A 16,163-nucleotide genomic window follows, 5' to 3' on the forward strand; every position below is an offset into this window, starting at 1 on the left:
CGGAGCAGGCAGCCGTCGCGGCTAACGTAAAGGCATGACTTCGACCGTTCCGCTGCGCCGCGTGGGCGCGTCCGGCCTCCTCGTCTCCGCCGTCGGCCTCGGCTGCAACAACTTCGGACGAGAGGGCACGCGCACCGAGACCCTGGAGGGCACCCGCGAGGTGCTGGACGCGGCGATCGAGGCGGGGGTGACCTTCCTCGACACCGCCGACATGTACGGCGGCGAGCCCGGCCAGTCCGAGACCCTCATGGGTCAGGCGCTCCGGGGGCGCCGCGACCAGGTGATCCTCGCCACCAAATTCGGGCACCCGGGACGCGACATGGGCTACCCGCCGTCGGGGGCGAAGGCGTCCCGCTCCTACGTGCGACGCGCGGTGGAGGCATCCCTCACCCGGCTGCAGACCGACTGGATCGATCTGTACCAGCTGCACGTGCCCGACAACGACACCCCGATGGAGGAGACCCTCGACGCGCTCGGCGACCTCGTGCGCGAGGGCAAGGTGCGCTACATCGGCCACTCGAACTTCTCGGGCTGGCAGATCGCGGAGGCGCACTTCACTGCCCTGATGCGCCACGGCGTCCCGTACGTGTCGGCGCAGAACCAGTACAGCCTGTTGTCGCGGGATGCCGAACGCAACGTGCTGCGCGCGGTCGAGCGCTACGGACTCGGGTTCTTCCCGTACTTCCCGCTGCACAACGGGCTGCTCACCGGCAAGTTCACGAGGGATGCCGCCCCCGCCGACACCCGCATCATCCGGCAGCGCAGGCACATCTACGACGACGCCCCGTGGGACGCGCTCGAGGCGTACCAGGCCTTCTGCGACGAGCGCGGCATCACGATGCTCGAGGCGACGTTCGGATGGCTGCTGTCGCGCCCTGCGCTGTCGAGCGTGATCGCCGGCGCAACCACGCCGGAGCAGGTGCGGGCCAACGCGGCGGCGGCCACCGCATGGACGCCCACCGCTGCCGACCTCGACGTCATCGACGGGCTGTTCCCGCCGCCTGAGGCCGCCGCCTGAGGCCCGCCGGCCCCGTCCGTCGGGAGTTCGCCGAGGGCGTACGTGTCGGACTGTGCGCGGGGCGCGGGCAGGCGTAGCGTCACTTTCCGTGCGCGGTCCGCGAGAGCGGGCGCCCCGCGCGAAGGAAAGGACCCCCGTGCTCGGAAAGCTCCTGGTGCGCTACCTCAGTCCCGCCTGGCCGCTGATCCTGGCCGTGGTCGTCTTCCAGCTCGCGCAGTCGATCGCATCGCTGTGGCTGCCGACGCTGAACGCCGACATCATCGACAACGGCGTCGTCACCGGCGACATCCCGTACATCTGGTCCACCGGCGGCGTGATGTTGATCGTGAGCCTGGTCCAGGTGGTGTGCGCGATCATCGCGGTCTACTTCGGCTCGCGCCTGGCCATGGGGATGGGCCGCGACCTCCGCGGCGACCTGTTCCACCGCGTCGTCGCGTTCTCGCAGCGCGAGGTCGGCCAGTTCGGCGCGCCGTCGCTCATCACCCGCAACACCAACGACGTGCAGCAGGTGCAGATGCTGGTGCAGGTGTCGGCGACGCTCATGATCTCGGCGCCCATGCTCGCCATCGGCGGCGTCATCATGGCGATCAGCCAGGACGTCGGCCTGTCGTGGCTGATGGCGGTGGCGATCCCGGTACTGCTGATCATCGTCGGCCTCATCGTGTGGCGCATGGTGCCCGCCTTCACGCAGATGCAGAAGCGCATCGACCGGGTCAACCAGATCATGCGGGAGCAGCTCAGCGGCATCCGCGTGGTGCGCGCGTTCGTGCGGGAGCGCGAGGAGCGCGCGCGGTTCGAGGCGGCCAGCGACGACGTCAAGCAGACGGCCCTGCGCGCGGGCAACCTGATGGCGCTGATGTTCCCCGCCGTGATGCTCGTCATGAACCTGTCGAGCGTCGCGGTCATCTGGTTCGGCGCGTTCCAAGTGCAGGACAACGGGGTGCAGATCGGCACGCTGTTCGCCTTCCTCACCTACCTGATGCAGATCCTCATGGGCGTGATGATGGCGACGTTCATGTTCGTCATGATCCCGCGCGCCGCGGTGTGCGCGAACCGCATCGGCGAGGTGCTCGAGACCGAGCCGTCGGTGGCGGCGCCCGCGGTGGCGGCATCCGCTCCCGCTCCGCTGGGCCGCATCGAGTTCGATCACGTCGACTTCGCCTACCCGGGCGCCGAGGACGCCGTGCTGCACGACCTCACCTTCACCGTGGAGCCGGGCACGACGACGGCGGTGATCGGCTCGACGGGCTCGGGCAAGACCACGATGGTGAGCCTCGTGCCCCGCCTGTTCGACGTGACGGGCGGGAGCGTCCGCATCGACGGCGTCGACGTGCGGGAGTACGACCCCGATGAGCTGTGGACGCGCGTCGGCCTCGTGCCGCAGCGGGCTTTCCTGTTCTCCGGCTCGATCGCCTCGAACCTGCGCTACGGCGACGCCGAGGCCACCGACGAGCAGCTGTGGACCGCGTTGGAGCTCGCCCAGGCGGCCGACTTCGTCCGCAGCATGGCCGACGGCCTCCAGGCGCAGATCGCTCAGGGCGGCACCAACGTCTCGGGCGGCCAGCGACAGCGGCTCGCGATCGCCCGCGCGCTCGTGAAACGCCCCGAGGTCTACATCTTCGACGACTCGTTCTCGGCGCTGGATCTGAGAACGGATGCCGCGCTCCGGCGGGCGCTGGACACCCACCTGCCCGATGCGACCCGGCTGGTCGTGGCGCAGCGCGTCTCGACGATCCAGCACGCCGACCAGATCGTCGTGCTCGACCACGGGCGCATCGTCGGCATCGGCGCGCATGACGAGCTCGTGGAAACCTGCGAGACGTATCGGGAGATCGTCGAATCCCAGCTCGCGGCGGAGGCGGCAGCATGAGCGGCGAACGGGCGGGAGCTCAGACGCAGCGCCGGATGCCCATGCAGCGCGGCCCGATGGGCCAGGTCGCCGGCGGCGAGAAGGCCAAGAACTTCGGGCCGAGCGCGAGGCGGCTGCTCGGCACGCTGCGCTCCGACACACCGCAGCTGATCGTCGTGCTGGTGTTCAGCATCCTGTCGGTCACGCTCTCGGTGATCGGGCCGAAGCTGCTCGGCGAGGGCACCAACGTCGTGTTCGCGGGGTTCATCTCGCTGCAGATGCCGGCGGGCGTGACCAAGCAGCAGGTGATCGACCAGCTGGTGGCCTCCGGCAACCAGGATCAGGCGAACATGATCGGCGCGATGGACTTCGTCCCCGGGGCCGGCATCGACTTCGAGCAGCTCGCGCGCATCCTCGCGATGGTGCTCGCGGTGTACGTGTTCGCGAGCATCTTCGGGTGGCTGCAGGCACGCATCCTGAACGGCGTGGTGCAGCGGGCGATGCACCGGCTGCGCCTGCAGGTCGAGGACAAGGTGCAGCGGCTCCCGCTGTCGTACTTCGATCGGGTGCAGCGCGGCGAGCTGCTCAGCCGTGTCACGAACGACGTCGACAACATCGGCCAGACGATGCAGCAGACACTGTCGCAGGTGGTCATCTCACTGCTGACGGTGATCGGCGTGCTCACGATGATGTTCATCATCTCGCCGCTGCTGGCGGTGATCGCGCTGGTCACCATCCCGCTCACGATCGTCATCACCGTGCTGGTGGCGCGGCGCTCGCAGAAGCTGTTCGTGCAGCAGTGGAAGTCGACCGGCGTGCTCAACGCCCGCGTGGAGGAGACCTTCTCCGGACACTCGATCGTGAAGGTCTTCGGCCACCAGAAGGAGGTCGAAGCCGACTTCCTCGCCGAGAACCAGGAGCTGTACCGCGCGAGCTTCGGGGCGCAGTTCCTCTCGGGCGTGATCATGCCGTCGATGATGTTCGTCGGAAACCTGGTCTACGTCGGCATCGCGGTGGTCGGCGGCCTGCAGGTCGCCGCGGGACTGATGTCGATCGGCGACGTGCAGGCGTTCATCCAGTACTCGCGGCAGTTCACCCAGCCCCTCAGCCAGCTCGGATCGATGGCGAACCTGCTCCAGTCCGGCGTCGCCAGTGCCGAGCGCGTGTTCGAGCTGCTCGACGAGGAGGAGCAGACACCCGACGACGACCCGGCCCAGACGGCGCCCGACACGGCGAGCCGGCTGGAGTTCGAGGACGTCTCGTTCCGCTACGCCGAGGACAAGCCGCTCATCGAGGGGCTCACCCTCGCGGCGCGCACGGGCAGCACCGTGGCGATCGTCGGTCCGACCGGTGCGGGCAAGACCACTCTGGTGAACCTCATCATGAGGTTCTACGACGTCGACTCGGGGCGCATCACGCTCGACGGCGTCGACACGCTGCACATGACCCGGGACGACCTGCGTGCGCGCACCGGCATGGTGCTGCAGGACACGTGGCTGTTCGCGGGGACGATCCGCGAGAACATCGCGTACGGACGCCCGGACGCCACCGAGGAGGAGCTGGTGGCTGCGGCCACCGCCGCCTACGTCGACCGCTTCGTCCACGCACTGCCCGACGGCTACGACACCATGCTCGACGACGAGGCGACGAACCTCAGCGTCGGCGAGCGGCAGCTCGTGACGATCGCGCGCGCATTCCTGGCCGACCCGCGCATCCTCATCCTCGACGAGGCGACCTCATCGGTGGACACGCGCACCGAGCTGCTGATCCAGCGGGCGATGTCGCGACTGCGCGAGGACCGGACCGCCTTCGTGATCGCCCATCGCCTGTCGACGATCCGGGATGCCGATCTCATCCTGGTGATGGAGAACGGGTCGATCGTGGAGCAGGGCTCGCACACCGAGCTGCTCGCCGCGAAGGGCGCCTACTGGCGCCTCTACAACGCGCAGTTCGAGGGCGCGATCGAGGACGAGGAGACCGTCTCGGTGCCCGTCGTGCCGCTCGCGCCGCCGCCGACGACGGCGCAGATCGTCGTCGAAGCGCTCGCCGAGTCGGAGGACGGGGCGGACGAACCCACTAGTATGTGATGACGCGGGGGCGACGGGCTCCCACGGCTGCGATGGGGAGGACAGGGCGTGCCCGAGGTATCCACCCAGTCGCTGACGGTCCCGGTCCCCGGGGGCGTGCTCGACCTCTCATGGGCCGCCGCCACCGACACCGGACGGCGCCGCGAGGTCAATCAGGACGCCGTGTTCGCCGCGTACCCGCTGTTCGTCGTCGCGGACGGGATGGGCGGTCACGTCGGCGGTGAGATCGCCAGCGCGAGCGCGATCGAACGCCTGCGTGCGGTCGCCGACAGCGGCACGGTCAACCCGAAGACGATCGAGAAGGCCCTCGCGCGCGCCGTCAAAGACATCGCGTCGCACCCGGAGGCCACCGACGACGGCACCGGCACCACGGTGACCGGCGTATTCCTCGACACCGCGGGGGAGGCCCCGCACTGGGTGACGCTGAACATCGGCGACTCGCGGGTGTACCTGGTGCGCGACGGGGCGATCGTGCAGATCACCACCGATCACTCGGTCGTGCAGGAGCTCGTGGCCGCAGGACGGCTGAGCCCCGAAGAGGCCGAGAACCACCCGTACGGCAACGTGATCACCCGCGCCGTCGGTCCGAGCGACGGCGTCACCCCCGATTACGTGCGGCTCGACGTCGTCGACGGCGACCGCTTCGTGATCTGCTCCGACGGGCTCACGAAGGAACTCACGGACTACGGCATCCGTCACTTCCTGGAAGAGAACGCCGACCCGGCTGATGCCGTCGCGGCGATGCTCGAGGCCGCGCTCGAGAACGGCGGACGCGACAACATCACGATCGTGGTGCTGGACGTCCACGTCCCATCGGCGGACGACGACTCCTCCACAGTCGCCGACTGACCCGAGCGCTCCCCGGATCCACGCGGTCACCGACCGCGCCGCTTCCCCTCGCGGTGGACTGGGCGCATGCGCCCGACCGCTCCTTCGCCGCTCGATGTCGCTTTCGACGACGAGCCGCTGACGCTGCCCCCGGCCTGGACGCCGCCCGCTCGCCCACCCCTGCCCATCATCGCCGCGGTCGTCCCCGTCGTCGGCGCAGTGGGGCTGTGGCTGGTGACCGGATCGCTCTTCTCGCTGTGGTTCGCCCTCCTCGGCCCGCTGATCGCGGCGGCGACGATGCTGGACGCGCGACGCGCGGCGCGGCGCGACGGGCGTCGCGCCGCGACCGAGGCCGCACGAGCACGCGACGCCGTCGCCGCGCAGGTGGACGCACGGCACCGCGCCGAGCGATCGCGGTTGTGGTCCCGGCATCCCGATGTCATCCGCTTCGTCGCGTCCGGGGGCGAGATCTGGCGCGGTGGACGTGTGGTGTCGATCGTCGTCGGAGAGGGCGAGGGGGCGAGCACGGTGCGGGTGACCGGAGGAGAAGGCGATCCGGATGCCGCCGACCTGCGTCGCCGTGCCTCGCGGGTGGGCGGGGTGCCGGTGACGGTGCCGCTCACGGCGGGTCTCGCGGTCGTGGGGAACGAGATCGTGGCGTCGGCCGTGCAGCGCGCGCTCGTGCTTCAGCTGTGCCTGGCGCTGCCGCCGGGCGATCTGCGTCTCGTCGGACCGTTCGCCGCGGGCACGGAGTGGACCTCCGCGCTCCCGCATCGCGATGCGCGGTCGGGCCTGGCGCTCGCCCTCCCCGGTCCAGGCGACGTGGTGCCCGCCCATGCCGAGCTGGTGATCGCCCGCTGTCTCCCGGACGATCCGCCTCCGCCGCGCTGTCAGGCGGTGCTCGTCGTCTCCGCACCCGACGCCGCCCGTCTGCAGTTCGGCGGGGAGACGTGCGAGGTGCGGGCGGAGGCGGTGGGGCGGGCGCAGGCCGACGAGATCGCCGCGGGTCTCGCGGCGCGAGCCGAGCAGAGCCTCGGCATGACCCGCGGCGACACCGGGCCGATCCTGCTCGCTCCGCTGCTCGTCGAGGCTCCGCGCGGCGACCGCGGAGCGCTTCCGGCGGTGATCGGCCTCGCCGGCGCGGAGCCCGTGGTCGTCGATCTCGTCACCGACGGTCCGCACGCCGTCGTCGCCGGCGTGACGGGATCGGGCAAGAGCGAGCTGCTGGTGACCTGGATCCTCGCGCTGTGCGCGACCCGCTCGACGGACGAGGTGACGTTCCTCCTCGCCGACTTCAAGGGCGGCACCGCGTTCGACCCGCTCGCGGGCGTTCCCCACGTGACCGGGGTGATCACCGACCTCGACGGCTCGGGTGCCCGTCGCGCCATCGAGAGCCTCCGCGCCGAGCTGCGGCGCCGCGAAGCCACGATCGCGGCGGCAGGCGCGCGCGATATCCTCGATCCCCGCGTGCGGCTGCCGCGGCTCGTGGTGGTGGTCGACGAGTTCGCTGCGCTCCTCGCCGACCACCCGGAGCTGCACGCGCTGTTCGCCGACATCGCCGCACGCGGCCGGGCGCTCGGCATCCACCTGGTCCTGGGCACGCAGCGAGCGTTGGGCGTGATCCGCGAGAACCTGCTGGCGAACTGCCCGCTGCGGGTGAGTCTTCGCGTGACGGATGCCGCCGACAGCCGCGCGCTGCTGGGGGCCGACGACGCTGCCGGGCTTCCCGGGGGACTCGCGGGACGCGGGCACGCCTTCGTCCGTCGCGCCGGCGACGCGCTGCCGCAGCAGGTGCGGATCGCCCTGTCGGGCCCGGACGACGTCGCGGCGGCGGCGATGCGCATCGGCCACGCGGAGCCCGAGCGGCCGTGGCTTCCCGAATTGCCGCGGCACCTGACGGTGGACGAGCTCGCGGTACGCGCGGCCGGCGAGTCGGCGGTCCTGCCGCAGGGTGCCGTGCTGATCGGGCTCTCGGATGAGCCCGAGCGGCAACGGCAGCCGGTGGTGTGGACGTCGGGGGCCGATCGGGCGCTCCTGGTGCTGGGGGGTCCCGGCTCGGGGGTGTCGAATGCGATCGACCTGGTCGCCGCCCAGTCCTCCGGCGGGCTCGTGCGGCTGCCCGTCGATCCTGAAGGCCTGTGGGATGCCGTGGCCGCGGTGCACGATCACCTCCCTCCTCGCGGTGCGACGGTCGTCGTGGACGATCTGGACGGCATCGCACTGCGCTTTCCGCCGGCGTACGCGCAGGAGCTCCTGGAACGGATCGAGGGGTTCGTACGGCGTGCCGGCGCGGCCGGCGTACTCGTGGTCGCCGGGGCCCACCGCATGACCGGCGCGGTCGCGCGGCTCGCCGAGCTCTTCCCGCGCAGGCTCGTGCTGCCGTACGCCGCGCGCCTGGACCATGCGGCCGCCGGGGGCGATCCGTCCTGGTTCGATCCGGCCGCGCCTCCCGGGCGCGGGCGGCTCGAGGGACGCGCCGTGCAGGTGGCGCTGACGACGCCCGCACCGCGGCCCCAACCCGTGGCAGCCGAACCGTTCCTGCCCGGCTCGCGGCTGACGGGTCTCATCGCGCGCCGTTCTCCGGCGATGCGTGCAGCCGTCGCCTGCTGGGAGAGCGCGGGTGCGTGCGTGCTGGGCGTCGACGCGTACGCGGCCGACCCTGCCGCGGCCGCCACCGCGCGGGTCGTGGTCGTGGGCGAACCCGACGACTGGCAGCGCCACTGGCGGCTCCTCGCCGACGTGCGCGGCGATCATGATCTCGTCGTGGACGCTGCCTGCGCCGCAGAGCTGCGCGTGCTCGGCGGTGTGCACACGACGCCGCCGTACTGCGATCCCGCAGGTGGGCGCGCGTGGCTCGTATCGGCCGGCGCCGATCCCGTCCGCATCGTCCTCCCGCCCGCCGATGTCCAGGCGGATCGTCAGGACACTGCGTTGACCGACCCCTCCCGCACGCCATAGCGTCACTCTGTGGCTACATCCCCGATCGACCTGCAACGCCCCGAGGGCAAAGGACTCGCCGCGGGCACGCTCGGGCTGTGGGGGTCCACCGTCATCGGCCTGGCATCCACCGCTCCGGTCTACTCGCTGGTGGCGACACTCGGCTTCGTCGTGCTCGCCGTCGGTGCGCAGGCGCCCGTGGTGTTCGTGCTCGCGTTCATCCCGATGCTCTTCATCGCTTTCGCGTACCGCGAGCTCAACAACGAGATCCCCGACTGCGGCACCACCTTCACGTGGGGCACCAAGGCGTTCGGTCCCTGGGTCGGCTGGATGGGCGGCTGGGGCGTCGCGGTGGCCGGCATGGTCGTGCTCGCCAATCTCGCCCAGATCGGCGGCATCTACCTGTGGGCCCTGGTGGACGGCATCGTCGGAAGCCCGCAGGACGCACTGCTCTCCGACAACGTCCCGCTCGTCACCGCCACCGGCGTCGTCTTCATCATCGCGATGACGTGGGTCAGCTGGCGTGGTGTCGAGATCGGCGAGCGCATCCAGAACGTGCTGCTCGGCATCCAGTACCTCGCCCTGGTGATCTTCGTGGTGGCGGCGCTGTGGCAGTTCTTCGACGGCACCGCCCCCGACCCCACGCCCTTCGACTGGTCGTGGCTCAACCCCGCGGGACTCACCGACTGGAGCAGCTTCGTCGAGGCGGCGTTGCTGGCGCTGTTCATCTACTGGGGCTGGGACACCTGCCTGGCGCTGAACGAGGAGACCAAGGACCCCAAGCGCATCCCGGGCCTCGCCGCGCTCCTGACCACGATCATCCTGCTGGTGACCTACGTCGGCGTCACGATCGCGGCCATGATGTACGCAGGGCTGGGGGAGTCGGGCACGGGCCTGGGCAACGAGGCCAATGCCGACGACTTCTTCCTCGCCATCAAGGACGGCCTGCTCGGCCCGTTCGGCTGGGTGCTGGTCGTGGCAGTCCTCATCTCGGCGGTCTCGTCGACGCAGACCACCATCCTGCCGACCGCGCGCGGCACCCTCGCGATGGCGGCCTACCGCGCCCTGCCGCGTCGCTTCATGACCGTACACCCGCAGTACAAGACGCCGTCGTTCTCCACGATCGTGATGGGCATCGTCGCGAGCGTCTACTACGTGGGCATGACGCTGATCAGCGACAACATCCTGCAGGACTCGATCCTCTCGCTGGGCCTCGCGATCGCGTTCTACTACGCCATCACCGGATTCGCGTGCGTCTGGTACTTCCGCAAGGACCTCTTCACGTCGGTGCGGGCCTTCTTCTACAAGGGTCTGCTGCCGCTGCTGGGCGCCCTGATGCTGACCTACGCGTTCATCCAGTCCGCGATCGACATGTGGGACGTCGACTACGGGTACACCGTGCTCTTCGGCATCGGCGGCACGTTCGTCATGGGCATCGGATCGCTCGCCCTCGGCGTCGTGCTGATGCTGATCTGGTTCGCGTTCCCCGGCGCCAAGCCGTTCTTCCGCGGCGAGAGCCTGAACCGCGACACACCCGTCCTGGTGCCGGAGGACCCCGCCGACTTCACCCGCTCGATCGACGGCGGCCTGGTCTGAGACCGCTGCGACGGGCCGCGCGAGCGGCGACCGGATGCCGAAAGCCCCGGACTCCTTCGAGTCCGGGGCTTTCGCGTGTCCGGCGCTGCCGGGGCGACGGATCAGACCAGCGCGGCGTCCAGCGGGGCCGCCTCGAGGCCGTGCGCCGTCGCGACGCCCTCGTTGACCACGCGGCCGCCGACGGTGTTCAGGCCGGCGGCCAAAGCTGCGTCGGCGCGCAGCGCCTCCTGCCACCCGCGACGGGCGATCTGGCGGATGTAGGGCAGCGTCGCGTTGGTCAGGGCCGACGTCGACGTGTTCGGCACGGCGCCGGGCATGTTCGCGACGCAGTAGAAGATGCTGCCGTGCACCGGGAAGGTCGGGTCGGCGTGCGTGGTCGGGTGCGTGTCCTCGAAGCAGCCGCCCTGGTCGACGGCGATGTCGACGAGCACCGAGCCCGGGCGCATGCGCGAGACCATGTCGTTCGTGACGAGCTTGGGCGCCTTGGCGCCCGGGATCAGCACGGAGCCGATCACGAGATCCGAGGCGACCACGGCCCGGTCCAGATCGAGCGGGTTGGACGCCGCCGTCTTGACGCGACCCTGGAAGTGGTCGTCGAGGAAGCGCAGCCGCTGGATGTTCGTGTCGAAGATGGTGACGTCCGCGCCCATCCCGGCCGCGATGTAGGCGGAGTTGGCCCCGGCGACGCCGCCGCCGATCACGGTGACGACGGCCTGCCGTGTGCCGGGCACGCCCGACATGAGCAGACCCAGCCCGCCGGCGGAGCGCATCAGCGTCGAGGCGCCGACGATCGGGGCGAGCCGGCCCGCGACCTCGCTCATCGGAGCGAGCAGCGGAAGGCCCCCGCCCGGCAGCTGCACGGTCTCGTAGGCGATCGCGGTCACCCCGTCGGCGACGAGCCGGTCGGTGAGCGGTCGGTCCGCGGCCAGGTGCAGATAGGTGAACAGCACGAGGTCGTCGCGGAAGTACCCGTACTCGCTCGCGATCGGCTCCTTGACCTTCAGCAGCAGCTCGGCCCGTGCCCACACCTCGGCGGCATCGTCGAGCAGCACCGCGCCGGCCGCCTCGTACTCGGCATCCGGCATGGACGATCCCTCGCCCGCGCCGCGCTGCACGAACACCTCATGACCGGAAGCCACCAGGTCGTGCACGCCGGCGGGCGTGAGCGCGACCCGATACTCGTTGTTCTTGACCTCGGTGGGGACGCTGATCCTCATCGCGTGATCCTTTCCGCTCCGCCGTTGGAGCGTATCTGGCTCCCAGCAGGAGCACGTCTAGAAAGCCGGGCGGATGACTCCGACATCCTGTCCGCCGCCGGTGACGGCCAGCGGAAGCCTCGACATGGTGTCTGCGACGTCGGTGGCAGCGAGCGCGCCGTGGCGCTCGAGCAGTCGCAGGGCGACGGCGGTGGCGGCACGCCCGCTGCCGTCGAGCATCTTGAGGGCGACGGTCGTGCCGTCGGGGGCGACCATCACGAGGACGCCTTCGGCGCCGGTCTTGGCGAACACGCCGAGCCGCTCGATCGCGATGGTGTCGGGGCGGCCGGGGCCGTCGATCGTCCAGGGGTTCGCGCGGACGGCCTCCACGAGCGCACCGGCGCTGCGGTGCAGGGCGAACGGCGACGTCGTCGACGAGTTCCCGATCCGGTGGATCGCGCGGGCGAGGCCGAAGAGGGTCATCGCGTACACGGGGGCGCCGCAGCCGTCCACGGCGGTCGCCGACACCTTCTCGCCGATCAGGCGCTCGACGACGTCGCGCACGAGCATCTGCACCGGGTGCTCGGGGGAGAGGTAGCCGGCCGGATCCCATCCGTTCACGACGCTCGCGAGGAGCATGGTGGCGTGCTTGCCGGAGCAGTTCATGCGGATGCGCTCGGGCTGACCGAGCTCGCGGACCAGTTCGTCGCGCGTCGCGGTGTCTCCCGGCCAGGCCGCCGGACACCCCAGCGCCTCTTCGCTGATCTCTCCCGCTGCGAGGATGCTGCGCACCACCGCCACGTGCCGGTCCGTGCCCGAGTGGCTCGCAGTGGCCAGACCGAGCTGCTCACCCTCGAGTGGTGTGCCGGCGGAGAGGCAGGCGAGCGCCTGCAGCGGCTTCAGACTCGACCGCGGCAGGATGAGCGACGTCGGGTCGCCCAGCTTCTGCGCGACCGTCCCGTCGGCTGCCAGGACGATGGCGATGCCGGTGTGGCGCGACTCGACGAAACCGCTGCGTTCGACGACGGCGAGCTCGACGGCGTCGGCTGCGGCGAAGGTCTGCGGCACCCGGCAAGCCTACCTCTGCGGCCGGGTACCGCCCGCATGACAGACTGTGCTCATGTGGGGCGAGCATCGATACTCCGTCCGGACGACGTGGACCGGTGACCGCGGCACCGGCACCTCGGGCTACCGCGATTACGACCGGGCCGTCACGCTCGAGATCGACGGGAAGCCGGCCCTCCTGGCCTCGTCCGACAAGCCGTTCCGCGGCGATCCGTCGCGCTGGAACCCCGAGGACATGCTGCTGGCCGCCCTCAGCGAATGCCACCTCCTGTCGTACCTGCACGCCTGCGTGCAGGCGGGCGTGGTCGTCACCGGCTACGAGGACGAGGCGACCGGACTCATGGTCGAGGACGGCCGCGGCGGCGGTGCGTTCCGTGAGGTGGTGCTGCGGCCGCGAGTGACCGTCGCGGACGCGTCGATGACGGATGCCGCCACCGCCGCGCACGCGCAGGCGCACGAGTGGTGCTTCATCGCGAACTCGGTGAACTTCCCGGTCCGGCACGAGCCGACGATCGTGGTCGCCGCTGCGGTCTGAGCCTCGGCGCGGCCCGCGTCAGCGGCGCTCGTGGGGGAGCACCTGCTTGATGCGCTCGATGGTGTTCTGCGCAGGGACCTCGTTGTAGGCGTTCGCGAGCTCCTGGCCCGACAGGGCGTGGATCGCCGCCATGATCTCGTCGGTGGCGAGTCGGCGCGCCTTGCCCGACGATGCGGGGCCGTGGTGGGCGAGATCCAGCGGCTCGCCGAACTTCACGGTGATGCGGTGCTTCAGCGACGGCATCCTCGCGCCGACCGGCATCACGTCGTCGGTGCCGATGAGTCCGACCGGGACGACCGGCGCGCCGGTCTGCAGCGCGAGGAACGCGACCCCGGTGCGTCCCTTGTAGAGACGGCCGTCCAGCGACCGGGTGCCCTCGGGGTACAGCGCGACGGCGCTTCCCTCCTCCAGCAGCGCGCGCTGCTGGTCGAGCGCGTCGAGGGCGGCCTGGCCCGCACCGCGCTGCACCGGGATCGCGCCGATCGCCGTGAAGAACCAGCGGGACGCCGGCTTCTCGAAGTAGCTCGACTTCGCGAGGAAGTGCACCGGCCGGGGCGCGGCGACGGGGATCGCGATCGAGTCGATGAACGACAGGTGGTTGCTCGCGAAGATGACCGGCCCCGTCTTCGGGACGTTCGCCTTGCCCTCGATGTGCGGGCGGTAGATCAGCCGGGCCAGCGGCGTGATGATCGAGCGACCGACCGCGTAGGTGAGCCCCATCCGCCGTGCGGGCGCCGTGGGCTCCTGCGCTTCTACGTTCTCGTCGGCGCCGGGCACGAGGTCGGAAGTCACCTATCGAGGGTACTCCCGGTTGCATTCCGGTATCGGCATGGCCATTCTCAGCGCGATCAGAGGAAATGTGCGAAAGGATGGGGGTTCCCTTCCCACGACTCGAGGTTGTTCCGTGCGCATTCGCCCGCTCGCCGCCCTGTCCGTCGCCGCGCTGTCGGTGCTCCTTCTGGCCGGCTGCTCCGGTTCCGCTGACGGCGGCGCCACGCCGACGCCCACCTCGACGAGCGCCGACCTCTGCTCGTCCGCCGCTCCCAGCGGCGACGTCGTGACGTCGATCAAGGTCTCGGGCGAGGTCGGCCAGTCGCCGACCGTCGAGTTCGCAGCGCCCCTCACCGTGAACAGCGCCGAGCGCACCGTCGCCGTCGAGGGCGACGGCCCTGCGATCTCCGAGGGCGACTACGTGTCGTTCGCGCTCGCCGTCTACGACGCCACCACCGGCGAGCTCGGCCAGGAGGTCGGCTACGACGGCACCGCGGTCCCGCCGCAGGCCATCACGGTCGGCTCCGGCGCGGACTCGTTCTTCGGCTGCGCCACGGAGGGCTCGCGCATCGTGATGACCGTGCCGGCCAGCAACGGCGGACCGTACGTGTACGTGATCGACGTGATGGACGTCATCCCGGCCGCCGACTGGTGCGCCGTCACCGAGCCGGGCGACGAGTTCCCGACCGCGACCTTCGGCGACGACGGCGCGCCGACGATCACGGTGCCGGCGGCGAACCCGCCCGCTGACGTGCAGCTCGAGGTGCTGAAGGAGGGCGACGGCGACGTCGTCCAGAGCGGCGACAACGTGACCGTGAACTACACCGGCGTCAAGTGGAGCGACGGCTCGGTGTTCGACTCCAGCTGGGAGAAGGGCCAGCCGGCGACGTTCGCGACCACCGGCGTCGTGACCGGCTTCCAGCGCGCGCTCGAGGGCCAGAAGGTCGGCTCGACCGTGATGGTCGTCATCCCGCCGGCCTGTGGCTACGGCGAGGGCGAGATCAACGCGACCGACCTCAAGGGCGAGACCCTGGTCTTCGTCGTCGAGATCATCGAGACCGCGCGCCCCTGATACGCGGAACGGCCCGGCCTGCCTCCTGGCGGGCCGGGCCGTCGCGCGCGTACGGGACGCATCGTCGGTGACCTCACCGACCGCCGTGCGACCGGTGCGTCGATAGGCTGGCCGGATGCGGCGCGTCCTCATCCTCGGTTCCACCGGTTCCATCGGCACGCAGGCCCTCGACGTCGTGCGGGCCAACCCGCGACGGTTCGAAGTGGTCGGTCTCGCGGCCGGCTCCGACCGCGCCGGGCTCGAGGCGCAGGCCGCCGAGTTCGGCGTCGAGAACACGGCGCTGGGCGCCGTGGAGGCCGAGCAGCTGGTGCGCGACGTCGAGGCCGACGTCGTGCTCAACGGCATCACCGGGTCGGTCGGACTCGGGCCGACGCTCGCGGCGCTCGAGACCGGGCGCACGCTCGCGCTCGCGAACAAGGAGTCGCTGATCGTCGGCGGCGACCTGGTGACGGCGCTCGCGAAGCCCGGCCAGATCGTCCCGGTCGACTCCGAGCACTCCGCGATCGCCCAGGCGCTGCGTTCCGGAGAGCACGAGGAGGTGCGCCTGCTCGTGCTGACGGCATCCGGCGGTCCGTTCCGCGGTCGCACCCGCGAGTCGCTCGCCGACGTCACGCCCGCCGAGGCGCTCGCACACCCGACATGGGACATGGGCCGCGTCGTCACGACGAACTCGGCGACCCTCGTCAACAAGGGCCTCGAGGTGATCGAGGCGCACCTGCTGTTCGGCATCCCGTATGCCGAGATCGAGGTCGTCGTGCACCCGCAGTCGATCGTGCATTCGATGGTCGAGTTCGTCGACGGGTCGACGATCGCGCAGGCGTCGCCCCCCGACATGCGGCTGCCGATCTCGCTCGGCCTGGACTGGCCCAACCGGGTCGCGGGCGTGGGGCGTCCCCTCGACTGGACGACCGCGACAGCCTGGACCTTCGAGCCGCTGGACGACGCGGCCTTCCCCGCGGTGCACCTCGCCAAGCAGGTCGGCCGCGCCGGCGGCACCTATCCCGCGGTGTTCAACGCCGCCAACGAGCAGGCCGTGGACGCCTTCCACGAGGGCCGCCTCGGATTCCTCGGCATCGTCGACACCATCGCGCGCGTCGTCGATGCGCACGACGCGCCCGATACGCTCACGCGCGAGGCGCTCGCCGAGGCCGAGCAGTGGGCCCGACGCAAGGCCGACAAGGCGATCGCCGCCGGCGGCTGAACCTCCGG

The 16,163-nt window shown here is 70.9% G+C and carries 12 protein-coding genes; 9 read left to right on the top strand and 3 right to left on the bottom strand.

The features are described 5' to 3' along the window. Positions 1-34: 34 nt before the first annotated feature. The 6 genes from AC1DDU_RS13355 to AC1DDU_RS13380 all read left to right on the top strand — a co-directional run bounded on the left by AC1DDU_RS13355 (position 35) and on the right by AC1DDU_RS13380 (position 10,315). The gene (locus AC1DDU_RS13355; RefSeq protein ID WP_477434860.1) at positions 35-1,018 is read left to right on the top strand and encodes an aldo/keto reductase; all 984 of its coding nucleotides are present in this window, start codon (positions 35-37) and stop codon (positions 1,016-1,018) included. Positions 1,019-1,154: 136 nt separating this feature from the next. Further along, positions 1,155-2,888 carry an ABC transporter ATP-binding protein gene (locus AC1DDU_RS13360; RefSeq protein WP_477434861.1) on the top strand — a complete coding sequence of 578 codons (1,734 nt, stop codon included), beginning with the start codon at positions 1,155-1,157 and terminating at the stop codon, positions 2,886-2,888. Next, positions 2,885-4,954: an ABC transporter ATP-binding protein gene (locus tag AC1DDU_RS13365; RefSeq protein WP_477434862.1), complete on the top strand. Its 2,070-nt coding sequence runs from the start codon at positions 2,885-2,887 to the stop codon at positions 4,952-4,954. Before AC1DDU_RS13360 ends, AC1DDU_RS13365 begins: the two co-directional genes overlap by 4 nt. 48 nt (positions 4,955-5,002) lie before the next feature. Further along, a complete protein-coding gene (locus AC1DDU_RS13370) occupies positions 5,003-5,803 on the top strand; it encodes a PP2C family protein-serine/threonine phosphatase (RefSeq protein WP_477434863.1) in 801 nt (266 codons plus the stop codon). Positions 5,804-5,869: 66 nt separating this feature from the next. Then, complete coding sequence (locus AC1DDU_RS13375) at positions 5,870-8,740, top strand: FtsK/SpoIIIE domain-containing protein (RefSeq protein WP_477434865.1); 2,871 nt, start codon at positions 5,870-5,872, stop codon at positions 8,738-8,740. 9 nt (positions 8,741-8,749) lie between these two features. Further along, entirely contained in the window at positions 8,750-10,315 is a 1,566-nt protein-coding gene (locus AC1DDU_RS13380; RefSeq protein WP_477434867.1) for an APC family permease, read from the top strand. A gap of 101 nt (positions 10,316-10,416) precedes the next feature. Here the strand turns inward: AC1DDU_RS13380 and ald are convergent, their stop codons facing one another. Further along, entirely contained in the window at positions 10,417-11,532 is a 1,116-nt protein-coding gene (gene ald, locus AC1DDU_RS13385) for an alanine dehydrogenase (protein ID WP_477434869.1), read from the bottom strand. Between the two features lie 57 nt (positions 11,533-11,589). After that, positions 11,590-12,579: an asparaginase gene (locus AC1DDU_RS13390; protein WP_477434871.1), complete on the bottom strand. Its 990-nt coding sequence runs from the start codon at positions 12,577-12,579 to the stop codon at positions 11,590-11,592. Between the two features lie 52 nt (positions 12,580-12,631). Between AC1DDU_RS13390 and AC1DDU_RS13395 the strand changes: the two genes are divergently transcribed. Next, positions 12,632-13,111, top strand: coding sequence for an OsmC family protein (locus AC1DDU_RS13395; RefSeq protein ID WP_477434872.1), 480 nt, complete (start codon positions 12,632-12,634; stop codon positions 13,109-13,111). A gap of 18 nt (positions 13,112-13,129) precedes the next feature. Here AC1DDU_RS13395 and AC1DDU_RS13400 read toward each other — a convergent pair whose 3' ends face one another. Next, positions 13,130-13,831: a lysophospholipid acyltransferase family protein gene (locus AC1DDU_RS13400; RefSeq protein WP_477436827.1), complete on the bottom strand. Its 702-nt coding sequence runs from the start codon at positions 13,829-13,831 to the stop codon at positions 13,130-13,132. 184 nt (positions 13,832-14,015) lie between these two features. On the opposite strand from AC1DDU_RS13400, the gene AC1DDU_RS13405 reads away from it, so the two are divergent. Both AC1DDU_RS13405 and dxr read left to right on the top strand, forming a co-directional pair. Next, positions 14,016-14,954: an FKBP-type peptidyl-prolyl cis-trans isomerase gene (locus AC1DDU_RS13405; RefSeq protein ID WP_477434874.1), complete on the top strand. Its 939-nt coding sequence runs from the start codon at positions 14,016-14,018 to the stop codon at positions 14,952-14,954. Between the two features lie 115 nt (positions 14,955-15,069). After that, on the top strand, positions 15,070-16,155 hold the full coding sequence (gene dxr, locus AC1DDU_RS13410; RefSeq protein WP_477434876.1) for a 1-deoxy-D-xylulose-5-phosphate reductoisomerase: 1,086 nt from the start codon (positions 15,070-15,072) through the stop codon (positions 16,153-16,155). Positions 16,156-16,163: the final 8 nt, after the last annotated feature.

Source organism: Microbacterium sp. 05T445 (genome assembly GCF_056395865.1).

Excerpts from the sequence above, each read along its gene's own strand:
- AC1DDU_RS13395 (WP_477434872.1), top strand. The coding sequence starts at position 12,632 with ATGTGGGGCGAGCATCGATACTCCGTCCGGACGACGTGGACCGGTGAC.
- AC1DDU_RS13400 (WP_477436827.1), bottom strand. The coding sequence starts at position 13,831 with ATGGGGCTCACCTACGCGGTCGGTCGCTCGATCATCACGCCGCTGGCC.
- ald (WP_477434869.1), bottom strand. The coding sequence starts at position 11,532 with ATGAGGATCAGCGTCCCCACCGAGGTCAAGAACAACGAGTATCGGGTC.
- dxr (WP_477434876.1), top strand. The coding sequence starts at position 15,070 with ATGCGGCGCGTCCTCATCCTCGGTTCCACCGGTTCCATCGGCACGCAG.
- AC1DDU_RS13375 (WP_477434865.1), top strand. The coding sequence starts at position 5,870 with ATGCGCCCGACCGCTCCTTCGCCGCTCGATGTCGCTTTCGACGACGAG.
- AC1DDU_RS13355 (WP_477434860.1), top strand. The coding sequence starts at position 35 with ATGACTTCGACCGTTCCGCTGCGCCGCGTGGGCGCGTCCGGCCTCCTC.
- AC1DDU_RS13365 (WP_477434862.1), top strand. The coding sequence starts at position 2,885 with ATGAGCGGCGAACGGGCGGGAGCTCAGACGCAGCGCCGGATGCCCATG.